The organism is Streptococcus oralis, from assembly GCF_003943385.1.
Lineage (GTDB): Bacteria > Bacillota > Bacilli > Lactobacillales > Streptococcaceae > Streptococcus > Streptococcus oralis_CA.
The window spans coordinates 1-20,567 of the sequence record NZ_RJPI01000010.1 but is presented as its reverse complement, the minus strand read 5'-3'; the positions used below and the strand labels follow the sequence as shown (position 1 = coordinate 20,567).

The window sequence follows — 20,567 nt, the reverse complement described above, 5'->3', positions numbered from 1 at the left end:
TTTATAAATGATTTTTTAATGAGAAAAATCGGATAAAATACATTCAACTTTCGAAAGATCATGATCAGATGAGAAAGCGTAAAATTCCTTACCTTTCAGAGATTTGGTATGGGAATGGTTTTTTAGATGTTAATCATGGTGACAGAGTTGATATACTTATAAAAATTTTAAGGATTAAGTAAATCCGTTTATGCATTTGATATGTTCAAATAGAAAAAATGGAAGAACAGGTGTTCTCACATGAAAATATTCAAGGATAGAAGAGAAGCTCCAAGTAGATTTACACTCATGAGGTGCTCCTGTATTTCGTAGGTGAAATATCATGGTAAGCCAGTTAATCCTATCTTGATTATCAGTGGGATGAGCCTGTTTTCTTGAGTTGTCTTGCTGTTACGATGGTGCATGAACATTGCTAGAAAATGATCGCAAGACTTGCTAAATATAAAGAATAAAGGATGACAGATGAAACATTTCGGTCTTAAGAAACAGAAACGAACAAGTATTTTTTTCCGAAGAGCAATTTTTACAATTTTGATCATTGCGATCTATTTACTTGGTCGCCATATTTTACTTCCAGGATACAATGGCAATACAGGTTTTTCACAAATAACTGAGCAAAATCCCTTGGCCTATTTGTATTCCTTGGCAGGAGTAGATGTCTCTCAGATTTCCATGTTTTCTCTGGGATTAGGTCCATGGATTACGACGATGATTGTCTGGCAGGTCATCAACTTGAATAAAAGTTGGAATATCCAGTCCTGGTCATTGAAAAAAGCGGATTTTGTGCAAAAGATTCTCACTTTGATTTTTTCCGTGTTACAAGGGATAGCTGTTATGTACACGGCTCGTTCGGAAAATGGACGCTTTTTGCTTCTTGTAGATGATTGGATTTATAATATGGCTGTACTAGCAACTGTTGTAGCAGGAAGCTTTGTTATTATCTGGTTGGCTGGTTTGAATGTTAGCAAGGGAGTAGGCGGGCAGACAATTATTATTATTTCAGGAATTCTGCTACAATTTGCTAACCAATTAGTGGTATTGATAGGACAATCTGTTTTTTCTAAAGAAGGATTAGCCTTTCTAGTAGGTGCGGCGATCTCATTTTTGCTCTTGGGCTATATCGCAGTGGTCTGCGAGAGAGCTGAAATTCGTTTGCCTCTAAATCGAGTCATGCTAAGTAGTCGTTACTACGGCAAATCTTACCTCCCTATCAAATTTCTTCCCTCTGGGGGAATGCCTATTATGTATGCCTCGAGTGTTATTATGTTGCTTCAGTTGGTATTAGACTGGTTTGGACATGGTTTTACAAAAAATTTTGGTAGTTTATTTGACTTTACAAAACCCCTAAGTTTAGCCTTTTACCTGCTTGCTATCTATCTTCTTGCAATTTTATTTGCCTATATCAACTTAGAACCAGAAGAAACAGCGAAACGTTTACAACGTCAAGGAGAATACCTAGATTATATCCAGCCTGGGAAAGCAACTTTAAAAGTTTTGAAACATTACATTTCCTTACAGTCTAACGTAGGAGCACTCTACCTGATCGTTTTTATTGGTTTACCCTATTTCATTAATTTCTTCCTACCTCTTCCAAATTTGCTTTTGACTATACCAAGTACATTAATCATTTTAGTCAGTATGCTCTTGCCTTTGCATGAAGAAATACGTATTTTGAGAATTGGAACTTACTACCACAAAGAATTAGAATTTAAAGGAGAATAGAGGGATATGTTTTACTTTGTACCATCTTGGTATAGACAAGATCGGAAATGGTATTCTACCACCCTGCCTTTCTATTACGTGTCTAAAAATATGATGTTTGATGATGCGGTGAATTTGCTGCGAATGTTTCAGCAATCAGGAGAGGCAAATACCACTCTGATTTTGAACTATTCACCACATATTCGAACCTTTCTTTATCAGCAAAGAATATTGCCAGAAACTGTATGGAATCTATTTGATACCATACAAGGTCTGACGGATGTATCTGTACGTAAAATTCGTCTGGAAGATATTAAATGGCCTCAAGGAGTAGAATTCTTCTATACTCCTTTTATGATTGAGGTATATTTAAATCAAGAACACTATGCTAAAATTAACTTTTCACAAACAGGTAATTTCTTTGATATTACTTATTTTGAGGGTGGGCAGACAAATCATCAGCTAATTTTTGATGATCGTGGATTTGTTTCAAGTATCATCTATTTTGAAAATGAACAACCTTACTACCAAGATTATTTAAATTTACAAGGCACATGGCAGTTTAGGGAATTTTTGGGTACAGAAAATCATCAAGTGCTTATCAACCCTGAGGCGCAGGCTACATTTGCAAAAGAAGTTTACCGAGATATCGAAGAATTGATCAATGAAAAACTAGATCAGTATCTAACTTCTGCGCTAACCAAGGATGATACGATTGTGATTTCGTCAGATGTGCAGCACAATCACTTTTTCCAAAAGATTAAGGAAAACCATCATGTTATCTTGTCTTTTTTTGGAGATCGCTATCCAATTACAAACCAGGAGCAGCTGCTAACGGATTTGACAGACACGCCGTTCTTCGTTGTTGATAGTTTAAATAAAATTGAAACGATAGCAGCTAATGTTGATCTAGAACAGTTGCCGGGATTTTATGAGATTCCGCCTTATGATACTCATCTAAACCTAGGGCATAGTCAAAGAAAAAAAGAGTTGATTGTTTACGTCAATTACGACAATCTACCAGCAGATCAAATTCAATATGTGTTTACGACTTTGTTTGAAATGATGTTGAAAAATGAATGGATTGACTTGCTGGTTGGAACACAAAGTCAGGATTTTGGTCGAGAGGCCTATATAAAACAGGTACTAGAAAGCTATCGATCACTTAAGCCAGAATATGAACAAGAATTGATTTTTGTTGATAAAGAGAAAAGAGCAAGAGGTGAAAACCGAGTTCTTGATGATGAAGAGGATATTGTTCGCGAACGGATTGATATTGAAACCATTCATAGCGACAGCGATTTGATTAAAGTTCTGAAGTACGTTCGTATTATACTAGATTTGGGAACTCCAGCTGATGTGTTGACTCAAATCGCTGGCATTAGTGGAGGGATCCCTCAGGTTAACTTGTATAGTTCCTCTTATGTGAAGCATGGAGAAAATGGTTGGATTCTAGATGATATTTCAGATTTCGAAGAGGCACTCTTATACTACCTCACAAACTTAGAACATTGGAATCAATCTCTAGTTCACTCAGTCAAGAAGATTGAACAGTATACAAGGGGTGAGATTGTCGATATGTGGAAAAATACCATAAAGGAATTAAAAGGAAATGAAAAAAATTAGTGTTTTGCAAATTGCTGATGAAAATTGGCAGGAGCAATATGAAATTCCTAGTAATATAAAATGGACATTTGTCAAACCAGAAGATATCGTCTCTTTATTGCCAGAAGATATCGGGATCTTAAATAGAGAAGTTGAGGCGGAAAACGGGAAAAAAAAGAAGAAAAAAGTAGACAGACCGTTTGATGTCGTGTTGGTCGATACTGCTGAATATTTAGAGTATGTCACTATCTTGGATCAGAAAATTCAGGTTTACCGTCTGTTCTATCATGAGCGTTGTCAAATCACTACAAAAACGTTGGAACGATTTCTTTTGCGCAAAAAAGCTGTGAAAACAAATTTTGAAAATCCAGAGCAGATGCTACATATATTTTCACGTGGTTTTTTCTCCAAGCAAAATGGAACGAAACTAAGTGTTAATCATCTAGTCGCTGCACCATCTTTTGAGGGTCAAATCAGTTATGAAGGGACAAACTACCTTCGTTTGTGTGGTCGATACGGCGAGGATTATCAGACTATTGCGACCTATCAACATAATGTTTTTCTGAGTGGGGAGATGCCCTTAGATCTGTGGCCTGAGTTCAGGGTTTCAGAAGGTTGTTCGATCCGCTACGTTGTTAAAGGTTTTCCAGCTGGAAATTCTCCCATGCAAGAATGGATTTATGATGAAACGAGCTTTGACCGATCTCTGACGTTAGATGTAAATGATTCGTATTATTTGAGTATCAGCATTCAAGCAAAAGGACAAGGAATTGTAAAACTTGGTCCCTGCCACTATCGAGACTCCCATCTAGGCTATGGAGACTTGTTAGTCGGAGGAAAACGAATTAGCGATAAAAATAGAGAAGAACTGATTTATTTCTTCCATCCAGGAGATTTGAAACCACCGTTGAACATCTATTTTTCAGGGTACCGTCCCGCAGAGGGGTTCGAGGGATACTGGATGATGAATAATTTGGGTTCGCCATTCTTACTAGTAGGGGATCCGCGTTCAGAAGGGGGCGCATTCTATCTTGGATCGGAGGAGCTGGAACAAAAACTTCTCCAGGTGGTTCATAACTGCTTAGATGAACTTGGTTTTACGAAGGAACAACTGACCTTGTCAGGTTTATCAATGGGGACTTTTGGCGCCCTTTACTATAGTTCTAAGTTGGAACCTCATGCCGTCATTGTCGGAAAACCTCTTGTCAACTTAGGAGATATGGCAGAAAATGAGTCAACTATTCGTCCGGGAGGATTTCCAACGTCACTGGATTTGGTGTACCGCACAATAGGAGAATTATCAAGTGAAGCTACAGCTCAGCTTAACGAACGTTTCTGGACGGCTTTTGAGTCAGCTGATTTCTCAAGAACAAAATTCATTATCTCCTTTATGTATCAAGATGACTATGATATGTCGGCCTATCCCGATATGCTGGATGAGTTAGGACAGCGAGATTACCGCGTCAGCGTTATCAGTAAGGGATTGACTGGACGACACAACGACGATACACAAGGTATTGTCGAATGGTTCTTTAATCAATATAAAACGCTATTAATGAATAGTTTTGAAAGGGAGTTTAAATCGTGAGATACAAGGAAGAAGTCTATTTTGCTTATTGGGATATCCAAAGCATATCTCAGTATCTATACGGTTCATCTGTCAAACTGTTAGATGGTGGTCATGTTTTGTATGAAAACCAGTTCATGCCTTCGGGGACAGTTATTCATGAATGGCATTCACGGGCAAACTATCAGGCCTTACGCAATACGAGTCAGCTTCCTGAATTGAAACGTGGGCAAAACTATATTTTTGGCAGTCATATAGAAACCATCCCAGAAAATTCAACATACTTAAAAGTTGAATTTATGGATGCTCGAGATGAAGAAATTTCGAATCAAATCATTAAACAGGGAGAGAGAGTCAGCGTATGCGTTCCAGATAATACACAATATTATAAGGTGCAGTTAGTCAGCTCGGGTTGTCATCGCTTCCTTTTTGAAGGGATTTATGTTGCTGAGGAGCAGTTGGCGGATTATACAGTGGATCGCTACTGGATTTCTGATTTGCTTCATCAGGATTCCGAGAAAGAAACGATGTATGTTTGCTTTACTGAACCTGAACTCAATCGAACAGGTTTTATTCCAGAACGTGTTCGTGAACATTTCTCAAATGTATTGATTGTTAATTCGTCTTATAGAGAAGCGCTCCTATACATGGAGGAACGTTTTTACGAAACCTTGCTTGAAACGATTGAAGAATTAGCGCAAGAGCATCTTTTTGAAAAAGTGGCTTTTGTTGGTTATGGAGCGATTTCTAATATTGCGGCCTTGCATTACTCCAAACAATTTGGAAATTCATACGCTCTTGTGACGGATGAGTTTTTAAGCGAACTAGACTATCAACGCTTGCTGGAACGTTACCGTAATCGAGTAAATCCGCCTATTTTTAAAGAATTATTGCTACAGCAATTTAATCCGACAAAAGTTAAGGAATATGCGGACTTGAAGACTAGACCACGTGAACTAGCAAACATTGAATATTTATTAGATAAGTCATTTTTACTTCAAGCGATTGACTTGGAAAAGATTGAAGAGTGGATGAGAGAGAATGAAAACTAAACGATTCAATTTGACCAACTCCTATAAACTAATGCGTTACAAAAAGATTTTGGAGAAGGTTAATAAACTATCTGATAGTTATGCAGCTATGTCAAATGAGAAACTGCAAGCTCAGACAAAATGGTTTAAAGAACGCCTTTCTGGAGGAGAAAGCTTGCAGTCCATTTTGCCAGAAGCGTATGCAACCATTCGTGAGGCAGCCAAGCGTGTATTAGGATTATATCCTTATGATGTTCAGGTTTTAGGGGCCTTGGTTATGCAAGACAATCAGATTGCAGAAATGAGAACAGGGGAAGGAAAAACCTTGACAGCTATCCTTCCTTTATACCTAAATGCTTTGACGGAAAAAAGTACAATCCTAGTCACGGCCAATGAATATTTGGCAGCGCGTGATGCTAAACAAATGGCACCCGTTTTTCGATTTTTAGGAATGACAGTTGGGGTTGGCGTCTCGGACGATCCGACAAAAAAACTTAAAATTCCTCAAAAACAACAAATCTATAAGAATGATATTGTCTATACAACACATAGTGCGTTAGGGTTTGATTACCTAGAAGAAAACTTGGCGACATCTCAATCAAAGAAGTTTTTGCCAAAATTTTATTTTTGTTTGGTCGATGAAGTAGATGCAGCCTTGCTAGATAGTGCGCAGATGCCTCTAATCATTTCAGGTTCTCCTCGGGTGCAATCCAACCTCTTTCTCTCGTGTGATGAGTTTGTAAAAACTCTAAAAGAAGGAGAAGATTTTAATTTAGACTCCACTCGGACGTCTGTATGGTTGACGAGAAAAGGAGTAAAGGAAGCAGAGGTTTATTTCCGCGTTCAGAATGCCTATGATCCAGATAATTACCAGCTCATTCGCCAAATTAACCTAGCTTTGAGAGCTAACCACTTATTTGAAAAAGATCGTCAGTATACAGTGGATAATGGCGAAGTTAAACTGATGGATGAGGCGACAGGACGTCTCTTGGAAGGAAACAAACTCCAATCAGGACTGCACCAAGCACTAGAAGCCAGAGAACGTGTGAAAATCACATTGGAAACGCGTTCGATGGCCTCTATTACCTATCAAAATTTATTTAGAATGTTTCCAAAATTAGCAGGAATGACGGGTACTGGTAAAGTTTGTGAGGAGGAGTTCAGAGACGTTTACGACTTGGGAGTCGTAGTTGTTCCTACACGAAAACCCAATTTACGAATTGATTATCCAGATGAAATCTATCTCACGATTCCTCAAAAATTATATGCTTCATTGGAGTATATCAAAAAATTACATAAAAAAGGTCAGCCAGTTTTAATTGCGACAGGATCAGTTGGAATGTCTGAGATTTATTCTATGCTCTTACTCCAAGAGGGAATCGCCCATAATGTGTTGAACGCCCATAATGCAGCGAAAGAGGCTGAGATGATCGCACTGGCTGGTAGACGCTCTGCAGTGACGGTAGCAACATCAATGGCAGGTCGTGGAACAGATATTATCTTGGAAGAAGGGGTTGCTGAGTTGGGTGGACTCGCTGTTGTTGGAACAGAGAGAATGTCCAGTGAGCGAGTGGATTTGCAGCTTCGCGGTCGTGCCGGACGACAAGGCGCTCCAGGGTTGAGCAAATTCTTTATTTCTCTTGAGGATGATCTTATTTCCAAGTCTGGTAGCAAATGGATTAGTGAGTACTATCACAAAGAAATTGCAAAACCAGAGGAAAAACAAAAGATTCATTTGACCTCTCGTCGTATTAGATATGCGGTTGAAGAAGCTCAGAAGAATAGTGATAACGCGTCAGCGGCTTCCAGACGTTCAACGGAACGATATGATGAAAGTATCCGTATTCAGCGACAGATTATCTACAATAAGCGTAATAAGCTCATCTCTCATCCAGACTTTGATTTGACTTATTTCTTGTCTATCCTATCGGATGCAGTGGACATTTACACAAGTAAAACACCGTTTAAAGAGCGGGCGGATTTATTTCGCTTTGTTTTGGATAACATTAGTTATTACTGCGAGGATATTCCAGATGATCTAGATGTCACGGATTTACGGCAAGTTAAAAAGTTTTTATCTGACCTCCTTGTTTCAGAATACCAGCAGAAAAAAGATAAAATCAAGGATTCAGAGTTGTTCAATCAATTTCAACGAACTGTTGTTTTGAGAGCGATAGATGACTGTTGGGTTGAGCAGGTTGACTATTTACAGCAATTTCAAGGTTTGGTGTCTAGTCAAGGGTATGCCCAAAAAAATCCTGTCTTTGAGTTTCATAAAGAAGCTTTTAAATCATACAAAAGAATGAATGCAGATATAAATCTAAACATTATAAAAAATATGGCATTGAGTTACATTAATATTAAGCCTTCTGGGAAGTTAGAAGTTTTCTTTGGCTAATACTTTGACAGATTCTGTTGTAGACTTTATAATGATGATATAACTGTATTTTTGGAGAAAATCATATTATGAGCAAAAATAATAACGAAGAGCTAAAGGGATTTAAACGTTTGATATCAAAGTTTAAGCAAAAGGGTAGGGAAGATAGTGATTACCGTAGCCTGGATGCAACTAAATCAAAGCCCGTTAGTCGAAAACTCAAAGAGCAAAAGGAAATTATTCTGAGTGCTAGTGAAGATCTTGAGTTACCAACAGAATCAGTTTCTGTCATGGAAGCCTTAGAAGACTTTCAGGAAAGGAACAGTCTGGGTGTAGCTGACTTGATAAGAGATGTTAGTCAGAGCTTGTCAACTAGCGCTTTAGCTTCCCTTAGCCTTTCTGTCGCAGATTCGTACAGTGAGTCGTTTAGCCAGAGTATATCAGCAAAAGGATTCTCGCTTCGAGAGTCCATGTCTGAGAACTACTCATTAGTGGTCTCTTCTTCAGAATCTGAATTTGAGTCCCTTTCCCTGGTTGATAGCCTCTCTGTTTCTGAGCATTTGACAGGTGAGTCCCTTTGTCAGGATATGGATGCATTCTCTCTGAGTGAAAGTCTTGCATACTCAGAGTCCCTTTCCTTGAGTGAATCGGAACAAGCGAGTCAGAGTGTTTCCGAGTCCGAGTTCTATAGCCTAAGTCAGAGTGAGTGGGAATCCGTTTCCGAATCCCAAAACTCTTCAGAATCAGAGTGGTGGAGTTCTTCCGAATCAGAGCAAGCCAGTCAGAGTGTTTCCGAGTCTGAGTTCTATAGCCTAAGCCAGAGCGAGTGGGAATCTGTTTCAGACTCCCAAAGTTACTCAGGATCAGAGTGGTGGAGTTCTTCCGAATCAGAACAAGCAAGTCAGAGTGCCTCTGAGTCCGAGTTCTATAGCCTGAGTCAGAGTGAGTGGGAATCCATATCCGAATCCCAAAGCTCTTCAGAATCAGAGTGGTGGAGCTACTCCGAATCAGAACAAGCGAGCCAGAGTATTTCCGAGTCTGAGTTCTATAGTCTGAGCCAGAGTGAGTGGGAATCCGTTTCGGAATCTCAAAGCAACTCAGAATCAGAGTGGTGGAGTTCTTCCGAATCAGAACAAGCAAGTCAGAGTATTTCCGAGTCTGAGTTCTATAGCCTAAGCCAGAGCGAGTGGGAATCCATTTCGGAATCTCAAAGCAACTCAGAATCAGAGTGGTGGATCTATTCCGAATCAGAACAAGCGAGCCAGAGTGTTTCTGAGTCCGAGTTCTATAGCCTGAGCCAGAGCGAGTGGGAATCCATATCCGAATCCCAAAGCAACTCAGAATCAGAGTGGTGGAGCTATTCCGAGTCCGAGTTCTATAGCCTGAGTCAGAGTGAATGGGAATCCATATCCGAATCCCAAAGTCACTCAGAATCAGAGTGGTGGAGCTACTCCGAATCAGAGCAAGCCAGTCAGAGTGTTTCCGAGTCTGAGTTCTATAGCCTGAGCCAGAGTGAATGGGAATCCATATCCGAATCCCAAAGCCACTCAGAATCAGAGTGGTGGAGCTACTCCGAATCAGAGCAAGCCAGTCAGAGTGTCTCAGAGTCTGAGTTCTATAGCCTGAGCCAGAGTGAATGGGAATCCATATCCGAATCCCAAAGTCACTCAGAATCAGAGTGGTGGAGTTCTTCCGAATCGGAGCAAGCCAGTCAGAGTGTCTCAGAGTCTGAGTTCTATAGCCTGAGCCAGAGTGAATGGGAATCGATTTCTGAATCTCTTTCCTTGAGTGAGATGATTTCTCATCTACTTTCTGAGTCCGAGTCGTTAAGTTTGAGCGAAATCCTCTATCTCAGTGAGTCCGAATCCTTAAGTCAAAGCCAACAAATATCTGAATCCTTAAGTCAAAGTCAGAGTGTAGCTGATTCGGTGAGTTTCAGGAAAGCATCCCTATCTCAATCCTATAGTATGTTAGAATCAGAATTTGGTTCCTATAGACAGAGTGTGGCGGAGACAGAAGTATTCGCGCATGACTTGCATGTTTCGGAACGTCTGTATAAGAGCCTCTCTGAACTGGATATGAGCCCTCTAACTCACCAGCAAAAAGTGCAAGAAGTGATGACACCTGAAATTTCTGAAGAAGAATTGTCTCAAGCACATATTGCTGAGGAGCAACAGGAGCTTGAAAATAGAAAAGAATCAATAAAGAATATAGATTTGCAAGACTCTCTGAAACATCTGTCTCACTATTCAGAATCAAATGGAACAAATTTAAGGATGACGGAACGCCAACTCTATCACCTACTCAGACCAGGTTCGCAACCCCTAGCACGTGACTTAAGAAATGTTGCAAGTGAATTGTCTGGTTTGGCTGCTATTACTCAAAAAAGGGAAGATGAGAAATCCTTCTAAACAGAACTTGCAATCATTAAATAGAAATAATAAAAATCAAAAGGAGCCACTATGATTAGAAATATGATGTCAAATAGTAACAAAGGTTTGGGTACTACAGATGTATTACCAGTTGACCAGTCTCGGATAGAAGTTCTGAATGGAACAGTTGACTACAAAAATGTACCTTTAGGATCTTATGATATCCTAGGGAGATTTGCTTCAGTAGGTCAGAGAGATTATACGGAAGAGCTGAATTTAATTCAATCAATGGGTTTTAATGCCTATAGAATCTCGATTTCTTGGGCACGCATCTTTCCAAATGGTGAAGAGCTGCAGCCGAGTGAAGAGGGATTGAAATATTATGAAGCAATCATCGACGACGTATTAGAAAAAGATATCGAACCTATTGTGACCTTGAGTCACTTTGACCTTCCGCTGAATCTATACGAAAAATATGGAGCTTGGAAAAGCCGCAAGATGATTGAACTCTTTGAGCGTTATGCAGAAGCTGTCTTTCAGTACTTTAAGGACAAAGTGAAGTATTGGATTACCTTCAATGAGTTCAACGTTTTGCACCATTTGCCGTTTCTTGGTGGAGGATTGTCTTTTGGAGCAGATGACAATCAAGAACAGGTGATTTGGCAAGCAGCTCATTATCAATTAGTTGCTTCTGCACGTGCAATCAAGCTCGGAAAAACAATCAACCCAGAGTTTCAGTTTGGTGGGATGATGGTTGTTAGTAAAAACTACAGTCAGCAAACTGAAAATGCTATTGATGTAATGGAAGCAGAAGTCAAAGATAGGGAAAATTATTTGTTTACAGACGTGCAAGTTCGTGGATACTACCCAAATCACTTTTTGCGTCGTTTGGAACGTGATCAAATCGCCTTGGATATTGAAAATGACGACCTCTTTGTCCTAAGAGATGGGAAAATTGACTTTGTCAGCTTCAGTTATTATGCATCAAGCAATTCCCAAGAAGTTTTTATCAACAAATATGCAAGTAATGGCCAAAATCAAAATCGCATTGATTCTGTGGGACTTCGTCTCGTGATGAACAATCTTTACGATCGTTACCAAAAACCACTCTTCGTCGTGGAAGATGATGTGGTCTTGGATGATTCAAATAGCGTAGCAACTGAAGAATTGAAAACAAACATCCAAGAGATCGTGAAAACAGTCGAGTATGATGGTGTGGAATTGCTTGGCTATACACCGCTTACTTGGACGGAACTAAATTTTTAAAATAGGAAGTAATAACTGAATTTCTTCTACCCTAGAAGTAGTGTTCGTATTTTTACTTTTGAAAATGTCTGATCTATCAATCAGACATTTTTTTAGAAATAGATGGATTTTAAGCTAAGTTCGGGTTTTGCTTGATAGCAGCTTAGGATATTTTCCTTGTTTGGAGCTTAGAAAAGAATAGCAATTTGCGCTATTTTATGCTACAATGGGGAGTAGTGGTGTAAATCAGAATAAGTAAGGAATAGAGGGAGCAAAATGAGACTGAAGAAAACATTGTTCGGTAACTACCGTGCTAAGGAAGTCGAAGATTGTATCGAAGCATTAGAGGAAGGATTCGATCGTGAAATTCAAAAGAAGAATGAAAAAATCGAATCTCTACGTAAAAAAATCGACTCTATGAAGAATCAAGAAAAAGAGATCGGTGAAGCAGTCATTTATGCCAAATCTCTTGTCATTGAAGCTCATGATAGGGCCGAAAAAGAAGCTAAAGAAGTGTTAGAAAAGGCACAAAAAGACTACTTGGATACGAGAGAATCTATTCTCGAAGAAATCGATACTCTGACCAAAAAACGGGCAGAGGCTGAGAGATTGTATAATTTACAAAAAGAAAAAATTAAAAATATTATCAGTCGAATTGATGATTTTCTAGAACTGGACGATATCGATGGTAAACCAAAAGATATCAAAAAAATTCAAGAATTGCGTAAAGAACTTGATAGACCAGAAGAAGTTGCTAAGGAGAAAGAAGAGGAGGTGCCTGAGAGAGAGAAAGTCCATCTCGAACAACCCCTTGCAAAAACAGGAACAGATAGTACCATCTCTGTCAGCTACATCACTTCACGTCGCGCAAAACCTAAAAAGAAAGACGAAGATAAGTTAGATGATGATAAGGGCAAGAGAATCAAACGTCTTTCAAGAATTAAACGAGATAACTTTTTGTAAGAGGATAATCAAATATGACAATTTATAACATCAATTTGGGGATTGGCTGGGCGAGTAGCGGTGTAGAATATGCGCAGATCTACCGTGCAAAATTGCTTCGTAGTGTGGGCTTAGAAGCGAAGTTCATCTTTATGGATTTTATATCTGCTGATAACATTGAACATTTGACAAAGAATATTGGCTTTGAAGATTCTGAGGTTATCTGGCTTTATCAGCATTTTACAGATGTCAAAATTGCACCGACGACCTATACGTTAGCGCAGGTCTTAGCGAGTTTCGATAAAGAGCCTCTCGAAATTATCCGCGACACCGATATGAAGACGATTCGACTAGTATTTGGTGATGGTGATTTTGTAACTTGTTATGCCTGTGATATGGATAAAGAGTTGATTGAACGCGCCGAAATTGTTTCGCGTGGTTGTTTGATTCAAAAAGAGTACTACACTTATACAAAGAATTTTGTTGAGTATTTTAGTCCGATGAATGGTCATGCGCAATTATATCAACGTACCTGGCTCAATGAAGATGGTAGTGTGGCCTATGAAGAAATCATCAATGAAGTCGATGGTAGACAGGAAACGCAAGTCTATCGTTTCCCAAATCATGTTTTCTATTCTAAGCAAGAGTTTGTCGCGCATTTTATGAGAAGTCTAGCTTTGACGGACAAAGATTTGTTGATCTTAGACCGAGAGACAGATATTGGTCAAGCTATCTTTGCTAATAAGGGCGATGCAAAGCTAGTCGTAATCGTTCATGCAGACCACTTTAGTGAAAATCCTGCTGAGAAAGACTATATTTTGTGGAATAACTATTATGAGTATCAGTTTGAACATGCCGAAGAAGTGGACTATATCATCAACTCGACCGATGCGCAAACGAACCTACTCAAAGAACAATTCGCTCAATATACAACCATCAAACCAAAGGAAATCTTGACTATTCCAGTGGGAAGTCTGGATCAATTGCGTCATCCAGAAGGCGAGCGCAAGCCGTTTGGATTGATTACAGCTTCGCGCCTAGCCAGTGAAAAGCATATCGATTGGTTGATTCACTCCGTAGCGAAGGCGCATGAGCAATTACCTGAAATCACTTTTGATATCTATGGTACGGGTGGCGAAAGAGCCATGTTGGAGCAGTTAATTCATGAGTTAAATGCAGAAGACTATATCCGTCTGATGGGGCATCACCACATGGCAGATGTGTATCGAAATTACTCTGCTTACCTGTCTGCCTCCACAAGTGAAGGGTTTGGTTTGACCTTGTTAGAGGCGGTTGGCTCTGGTCTGCCAATTATTGGTTTTGATGTACGTTATGGAAATCCAACCTTTATCCGTGATGGGGAAAATGGCTACTTGATTCCTGAGGCGCGTCCAGATGATCTGGATGCAATGACAACGGAATACGCAGAAAAGATTGTCCAGCTATTTACTCAACATTCCCAAGAAGATCTATCCCGTGTATCCTACGAGGTGGCAGAACCATATCTTGATGAACATATTGCCCAGCGTTGGTATGATCTTGTTCAATCTGCACAGCATCAGTAGGGATTCGAAAAGAAAGGCATAAACACTATGATTTGTTTATTTGAACGCTATGATCAAGCGAGTTTTGATTTACTACGTTCACTTAAGGCAGCTGGACTAGACTGCCCTGTTGTCGTGATCCGAGACGATGGTTACCTCGCACCTGATGTCGAGTCGCCTTACAGTTACTTTACTGGAGATGTGGCTTCAGAGGACGATCTACCTCTTTATTTTAACCTTGTTCCGAAACCTCATTTGTGGGAAATTCGCTCGAGCAATGTTAATGGTGAAATCTTGGATATGGGTAAGAAACGTGCCAATATCTTTTACCGTCAACCGACACACGAACGTCGCGTGCGTGCAGTCGAGTGGTTGGATGATCAAGGTCGTGTACGCGCTGCTGACATTTACAATCGCAAGGGACGTCTCTTTGCACAGATTACCTATGATGATGCTCAGCGTCCAACTCATACACGTTACTTTAATCAAGATAACGTGACGGTGATTATGGAAAATCATCTAACAGAGGATATTGTCCTAACTCTTGATGGAAAACGCCATATTTTCAATTCTAAGCAAGAATTTGTAATCTTTTACTTGCGATATCGTGGATATGATACAGATCGCATTATCTACAATTCTCTAGCAACACCATTTTTAGTAGCCGTTGGTCTGACTCCGAAAGAAGGACGAGCAGAGGATATTCTTTTCTGGCAGGAGCCAATTGGAGAGGAGTTGCCGGGTAACATGAAAGCGGCGATGCAGTTGCCTCATCGAAACATCCGTATCGCAGTACAGGATAAACAAGTTTATGATAAAATCCTCAAGCTTGCGACACCAAAAGAGAAGAGTTACTTCCGCAATGTCGGTTATCTCTATCAATACCATCGCCTCAATAATATGAATCCAGAAGCTTTGATTCTGACGAATAGTGACCAAATCGAGCAAATTGAACCACTTTTGACTCAATTACCAAATGTTCATTTCCATATTGGAGCGATTACTGAGATGTCAAGTCGTTTAATGGAATTAAATCGCTATCCGAATATTTCCCTCTACCCTAATATTCGTCCAGCTAAGGTGAATGAGCTCTTTGCTCGCTGCGACTTGTATCTGGATATCAATATCAGTGATGAAATTCTCAATGGTAGTCGAACAGCTTTTGAGAATAATATGCTGATTCTCAGTTTTGAGACGACTTGTCACAATCATCGTTTCGTTGCAGAAAGCCACATTTATCCGGTGGAAAATGTATCAGCCATGGTAGGTAAGATTCAGGGAGTTCTCTCTCTTCCGTCTGAAATGGAGGCTGCTCTTGCTAAGCAAAAACAGGCGGCGAATCAGGCTGATCTGGAAGCCTACAAGGCAATTTTATAAGCTAATAAGACAAGGGCTTGCTTTCGATGAAAGCAAGTTCCTTTCTATCAACAGAAAAGGAGGAGCACATGTCTAACAAGGACAATAGCATTTTACAAGAACATATACGAGAACAGCTAGATAATCGAAAGAAACCCCTAAAAAGGGAGAAGCAAGATTTTAGCATGATTGCCGTGCTGGGCGGAGTTCTCTTTCTCGTAACTCTTTTGGTCACACTACTCATGCAGTTGGGACGCTTTTTTTAGGAACTTTTCTGGATGGAGATGGTCTCTAGAAAAGATGAACCTTGATGATTTGCTCGTCAAGGTTTTTTTGTTTCTGTCTAAGTGAACTAGTGTGAAAGGGTGGGGGAAGGAAGAGATTTCGAAAGATAATAAAACGTTTTCAATTATTTGATCCTTGAAAGCGAATTTTAGGTAAAAATTAGGTGTTTTTATTTGTCATTTCGAGTATAATTGCTTGAAAAGGAGGAGCTGTTTTGATAGAATGGTAAATGGTATATACTAAATAAAAACGACTGGTATATTCCAGATGGAATCTGCTTTTTCTGAGTCAAAGGGATAAAAACTGAGACTGACTGCGGTTTGATTGTCTCTGGTTTTGAGAGGGTAGCGCAACTACGCTTTGTTAATGATCATGAGGTTAACAAAGGGTCGCATTTTGATGAAAAGAAAGGAAACAAATGTTTCGAAGTAAAAAGTTTAACAAAGATTTCGAGATCGTAGATGAGAAAAAGCGTTATAAGCTTTACAAGTCGGGTAAAAACTGGGTAAAAGCCTCAAACTCTCAATTGGATCTCTTCCGTATCGGTGGTATGGGCGAAGTTGTCTCTAGTACCCTGTCAGACACTGAAGAACTTGATCACGCACACCTTAGTTTTAACACGCTAGCGGGTATAGGGGGAATCCTGGCCGCGGGAGCTGCAGGATTTGTGATGACTCAAGAGCAAACTGTTTATGCGGATGAAACATCTGAGTATGCAGAAAAGGATAAAACAGTCATCGCAGCTGAACCAAAAGCAGCTGAAACAACTGAAACAAGTACTAACTCAATCATCGCTCAAGCGCAAACAGAAGTAAAGAAAGCTCAAGCAGAACAAGCATCTGCCTCAGCTTCTGTATCAGTCAGTCAATCTGTTGAGGCTCAAGCGAGTGCGAGTCAGTCAGCTTCAGTCAGTCAATCTGCCTCAGCAAGTCAGTCAGTATCAGTCAGTCGATCAGCATCTGCAAGTGCTTCAACATCAGCAAGTCAGTCAACTGCTCCAGCATCTGAGTCAGCGAGCCAATCAACATCAGCTCCTACATCAGCGTCAGCGAGCGCTCAAGCTTCAACTTCACTAGTTGAGAGCACTAGTGCAACGAGTGGATCAGAAGTACAAGCATCTGTCTCAACTTCTACATCAGCATCACTCAATGCCGATACCAAACCTGCAGCTAGCTTAGCATCAAGCAAACTCGGTGATGCTTTGTCTAGTGCAACTCAACTTAGTAGCCAAGCAGCAACGACAAGCAACAATATCGCAGCTGGTGTGATAGCGGATAAGAACCAAGCCCAAGGCAAGGATACAACCAAGCAAGCTGAGAAAAACCAAAAGGTAGACAATACTGTAGCGACTGCACCAAAGACAGGGTATTCTGGATTTAGAGCAAATCCGATCGATACTGGATCAAAAGAACCTTTCTTTCTAAATACCGATCCATATAGCATCAACTCTCCAGAAACAAGTGGTCGTTTAAATAGACAACGGGTCTTTCTGGGACGAGCAGGTGTTCCTTTCTCGGTAACATATTACATGCATAAGTCTCAATTTGATGCGGACGAATATCCTTACGGTTCATATAAGGATAGTGAGTTTGCAGGACTTTCTGCAAGAACAACTCTAGAGACTCGAAACTGGCAAGAAGCACAAGAGAAATATAATATTACCTCGGAAACAGGTCGTGTGGAAGTGGCTCCTGGACGTTATATTCCATATGTAACTTTCAAGAGTGATAATCCAAAAGCATTTAATAGTAGTGTCAATCTGGATGTGACCTTTGATGGACGTAGCTTTCCTCAAACCAGCATATTCATGAACCTTACTACTACTCAGTTTAAGGGACCTGCTGTAACGTATGATGCTGAGGGGAAAAAAGAAGCATTGGCTCCTCTTGCAAAATATAAAGTAGGCGATAGAGTTAATGAAACTTTATATTTCCATAATGATAAACAGTATAGATATGAGCAAGATGCTAAAAATTCTATGGTTTTGTACACTGGTAATGGTGGTACAACCAAATATAGTGGTTTGAGGTATGTTCCAGGGGTGGAAAGGCGTGCTGATTTTACCTATGTTCCAAAACTCACTATTACAGGGACGGTTTTAACTGAAAATCCTAATATGCTCGTCAGACATACTAATGGATCGGGAGGTAAGGATGCTGATTTCTTTACCTATCTAGGCCGTCCAGAAGAAGTTGTAACTGAGGCTGCGCAGGAGTCAATTATCAACAAGAGCAAAGACTCACTAATTCCTTCCCCTGAACCACTAGTTCCTGAGATTGAAGTCGGTAAACGAGTTAATGAAACTTTATATGTTCATGATGGTAATAACAAAGGAGATAAGTCTGTTGGTTCTTGGCAGAGTTCTTACCTTGCAGATCAAGCGGTTGAACTGATTCATGGCAAGAAAGAACTAGAAGCACTTGGATTAACAGTTACTACTAGAACCGATGAACCAGGGGCTGGTAAAACTGGTTATATCCCATCTATCCAAATTTCTGGGACGCCTACTGGAACAGGAACTGTAACACTTAAATATAAGATTACTGACGAAGCAGGACAGCTTAACTTTAAGGACATTCAAGTAAATATTAAAGAAAGCGGATCCCTTAGCCAATCAGTTTCAGCTTCTGTATCTGCAAGTCAAAGTGCTTCAGCATCTGTATCAGTAAGCATCAGTGCAAGCCAATCAGTATCAAGCTCAGCAAATGCTAGCCAAAGTGCATCAGCAAGCCAATCAGCCAGCGCATCCGTATCAGCTAGTCAAAGTGCTTCAACATCAGTAAGTGCGAGCCAAAGCGCATCAGCGTCAGTAAGTGCTAGTCAATCAGCCTCTGTATCAGCTAGCCAATCAGCTTCAGCGTCTGTATCTGCAAGTCAAAGTGCTTCCGCATCAGTGAGCGCAAGCATCAGTGCTTCAGCTTCAGCATCTAACAACCAGAACTCAGCTTCTATCTCAGCAAGCGCGAGCCAGTCTGCGTCAATTAGTGCGAGCCAAAGCGCATCAGCATCAGTAAGTGCTAGTCAATCAGCCTCTGTATCAGCTAGCCAAAGCGCATCAGCGTCTGTATCTGCAAGTCAAAGTACTTCCGCATCAGTGAGCGCAAGCATCAGTGCTTCAGCTTCAGCATCTAACAACCAGAACTCAGCGTCTATTTCAGCAAGCGCGAGCCAGTCTGCGTCAATTAGTGCTAGCCAATCAGCTTCAGCGTCTGTATCTGCAAGTCAAAGTACTTCAACCTCAGTGAGCGCAAGCATCAGTGCTTCAGCTTCAGCATCTAACAACCAGAACTCAGCGTCTATCTCAGTAAGCGCGAGCCACTCTGCATCAATTAGTGCGAGCCAAAGTGCTTCAGCATCAGTAAGTGCTAGTCACTCAGCCTCTGTATCAGCTAGCCAATCAGCTTCAGCTTCAGTATCTGCAAGTCAAAGTACTTCAGCATCAGTGAGCGCAAGCATCAGTGCTTCAGCTTCAGCATCTAACAACCAGAACTCAGCGTCTATCTCAGTAAGCGCGAGCCACTCTGCATCAATTAGCGCGAGCCACTCTGCATCAATTAGTGCGAGCCAAAGTGCTTCAGCATCAGTAAGTGCTAGTCACTCAGCCTCTGTATCAGCTAGCCAATCAGCTTCAGCTTCAGTATCTGCAAGTCAAAGTACTTCAGCATCAGTGAGCGCAAGCATCAGTGCTTCAGCTTCAGCATCTAACAACCAGAACTCAGCGTCTATCTCAGTAAGCGCGAGCCAGTCTGCATCAATTAGTGCGAGCCAAAGTGCTTCAGCATCAGTAAGTGCTAGTCACTCAGCCTCTGTATCAGCTAGCCAATCAGCTTCAGCTTCAGTATCTGCAAGTCAAAGTACTTCAGCATCAGTGAGCGCAAGCATCAGTGCTTCAGCTTCAGCATCTAACAACCAGAACTCAGCTTCTATCTCAGCAAGCGCGAGCCAGTCTGCGTCGATTAGTGCGAGCCAAAGTGCTTCAGCATCAGTAAGCGCAAGCCAAAGCACTTCAGCATCTATCTCAGCAAGCATCAGTGCTAGCCAATCAGCCTCTGTATCAGCTAGCCAATCAGCTTCAGCTTCAGTATCTGCAAGTCAAAGTACTTCAGCATCAGTAAGCGCAAGCATCAGTGCTTCAGCTTCAGCATCTAACAACCAGAACTCAGCTTCTATCTCAGCAAGCGCGAGCCAGTCTGCGTCGATTAGTGCGAGCCAAAGTACTTCAGCATCAGTGAGCGCAAGCATCAGTGCTTCAGCTTCAGCATCTAACAACCAGAACTCAGCTTCTATNTCAGNAAGCGCGAGCCAGTCTGCGTCAATTAGTGCGAGCCAAAGCGCTTCAGCATCAGTAAGTGCTAGTCACTCAGCATCTGTATCAGCTAGCCAATCAGCTTCAGCGTCTGTATCTGCAAGTCAAAGTACTTCAGCATCAGTAAGCGCAAGCCAAAGTGCCTCAGCTTCAGCATCTAACAACCAGAACTCAGCGTCTATCTCAGTAAGCGCGAGCCAGTCTGCGTCAATTAGTGCGAGCCAAAGCACTTCAGC

12 protein-coding genes are annotated in these 20,567 nt (G+C 40.8%); all 12 read left to right on the top strand.

Translation table 11 applies throughout. From position 1 onward, the window contains the following. Positions 1-462 precede the first annotated feature (462 nt). Positions 463-1,722, top strand: coding sequence for a preprotein translocase subunit SecY (locus D8803_RS07605; protein WP_000680146.1), 1,260 nt, complete (start codon positions 463-465; stop codon positions 1,720-1,722). 6 nt (positions 1,723-1,728) lie between these two features. After that, positions 1,729-3,327: an accessory Sec system protein Asp1 gene (gene asp1, locus D8803_RS07600; RefSeq protein ID WP_131200745.1), complete on the top strand. Its 1,599-nt coding sequence runs from the start codon at positions 1,729-1,731 to the stop codon at positions 3,325-3,327. After that, positions 3,314-4,894 (top strand): accessory Sec system protein Asp2, encoded by a 1,581-nt coding sequence (asp2, locus tag D8803_RS07595; RefSeq protein ID WP_084945355.1) that lies wholly within the window; start codon positions 3,314-3,316, stop codon positions 4,892-4,894. Before asp1 ends, asp2 begins: the two co-directional genes overlap by 14 nt. After that, positions 4,891-5,925 (top strand): accessory Sec system protein Asp3, encoded by a 1,035-nt coding sequence (gene asp3 / locus D8803_RS07590; RefSeq protein WP_001269546.1) that lies wholly within the window; start codon positions 4,891-4,893, stop codon positions 5,923-5,925. The genes asp2 and asp3 overlap by 4 nt, the downstream gene beginning before the upstream one ends. Next, positions 5,915-8,302: an accessory Sec system translocase SecA2 gene (secA2, locus tag D8803_RS07585; protein WP_000851051.1), complete on the top strand. Its 2,388-nt coding sequence runs from the start codon at positions 5,915-5,917 to the stop codon at positions 8,300-8,302. The genes asp3 and secA2 overlap by 11 nt, the downstream gene beginning before the upstream one ends. A 68-nt stretch (positions 8,303-8,370) precedes the next feature. After that, positions 8,371-10,692: a hypothetical protein gene (locus D8803_RS07580; protein ID WP_131200744.1), complete on the top strand. Its 2,322-nt coding sequence runs from the start codon at positions 8,371-8,373 to the stop codon at positions 10,690-10,692. A gap of 51 nt (positions 10,693-10,743) precedes the next feature. Beyond that, positions 10,744-11,919, top strand: coding sequence for a family 1 glycosylhydrolase (locus D8803_RS07575; protein ID WP_000620805.1), 1,176 nt, complete (start codon positions 10,744-10,746; stop codon positions 11,917-11,919). 255 nt (positions 11,920-12,174) lie between these two features. After that, positions 12,175-12,861: a hypothetical protein gene (locus D8803_RS07570; protein ID WP_038805689.1), complete on the top strand. Its 687-nt coding sequence runs from the start codon at positions 12,175-12,177 to the stop codon at positions 12,859-12,861. 14 nt (positions 12,862-12,875) lie between these two features. After that, positions 12,876-14,405 (top strand): accessory Sec system glycosyltransferase GtfA, encoded by a 1,530-nt coding sequence (gene gtfA, locus D8803_RS07565; protein ID WP_000158470.1) that lies wholly within the window; start codon positions 12,876-12,878, stop codon positions 14,403-14,405. A gap of 27 nt (positions 14,406-14,432) precedes the next feature. Further along, on the top strand, positions 14,433-15,761 hold the full coding sequence (gene gtfB, locus D8803_RS07560) for an accessory Sec system glycosylation chaperone GtfB (protein ID WP_000562905.1): 1,329 nt from the start codon (positions 14,433-14,435) through the stop codon (positions 15,759-15,761). A 68-nt stretch (positions 15,762-15,829) separates the two neighbouring features. Further along, a complete protein-coding gene (locus D8803_RS07555; protein WP_000066117.1) occupies positions 15,830-16,006 on the top strand; it encodes a hypothetical protein in 177 nt (58 codons plus the stop codon). A gap of 437 nt (positions 16,007-16,443) precedes the next feature. Then, positions 16,444-20,567: KxYKxGKxW signal peptide domain-containing protein (locus tag D8803_RS09840; protein ID WP_223805120.1), on the top strand; the 4,124-nt coding region annotated here is incomplete at its 3' end.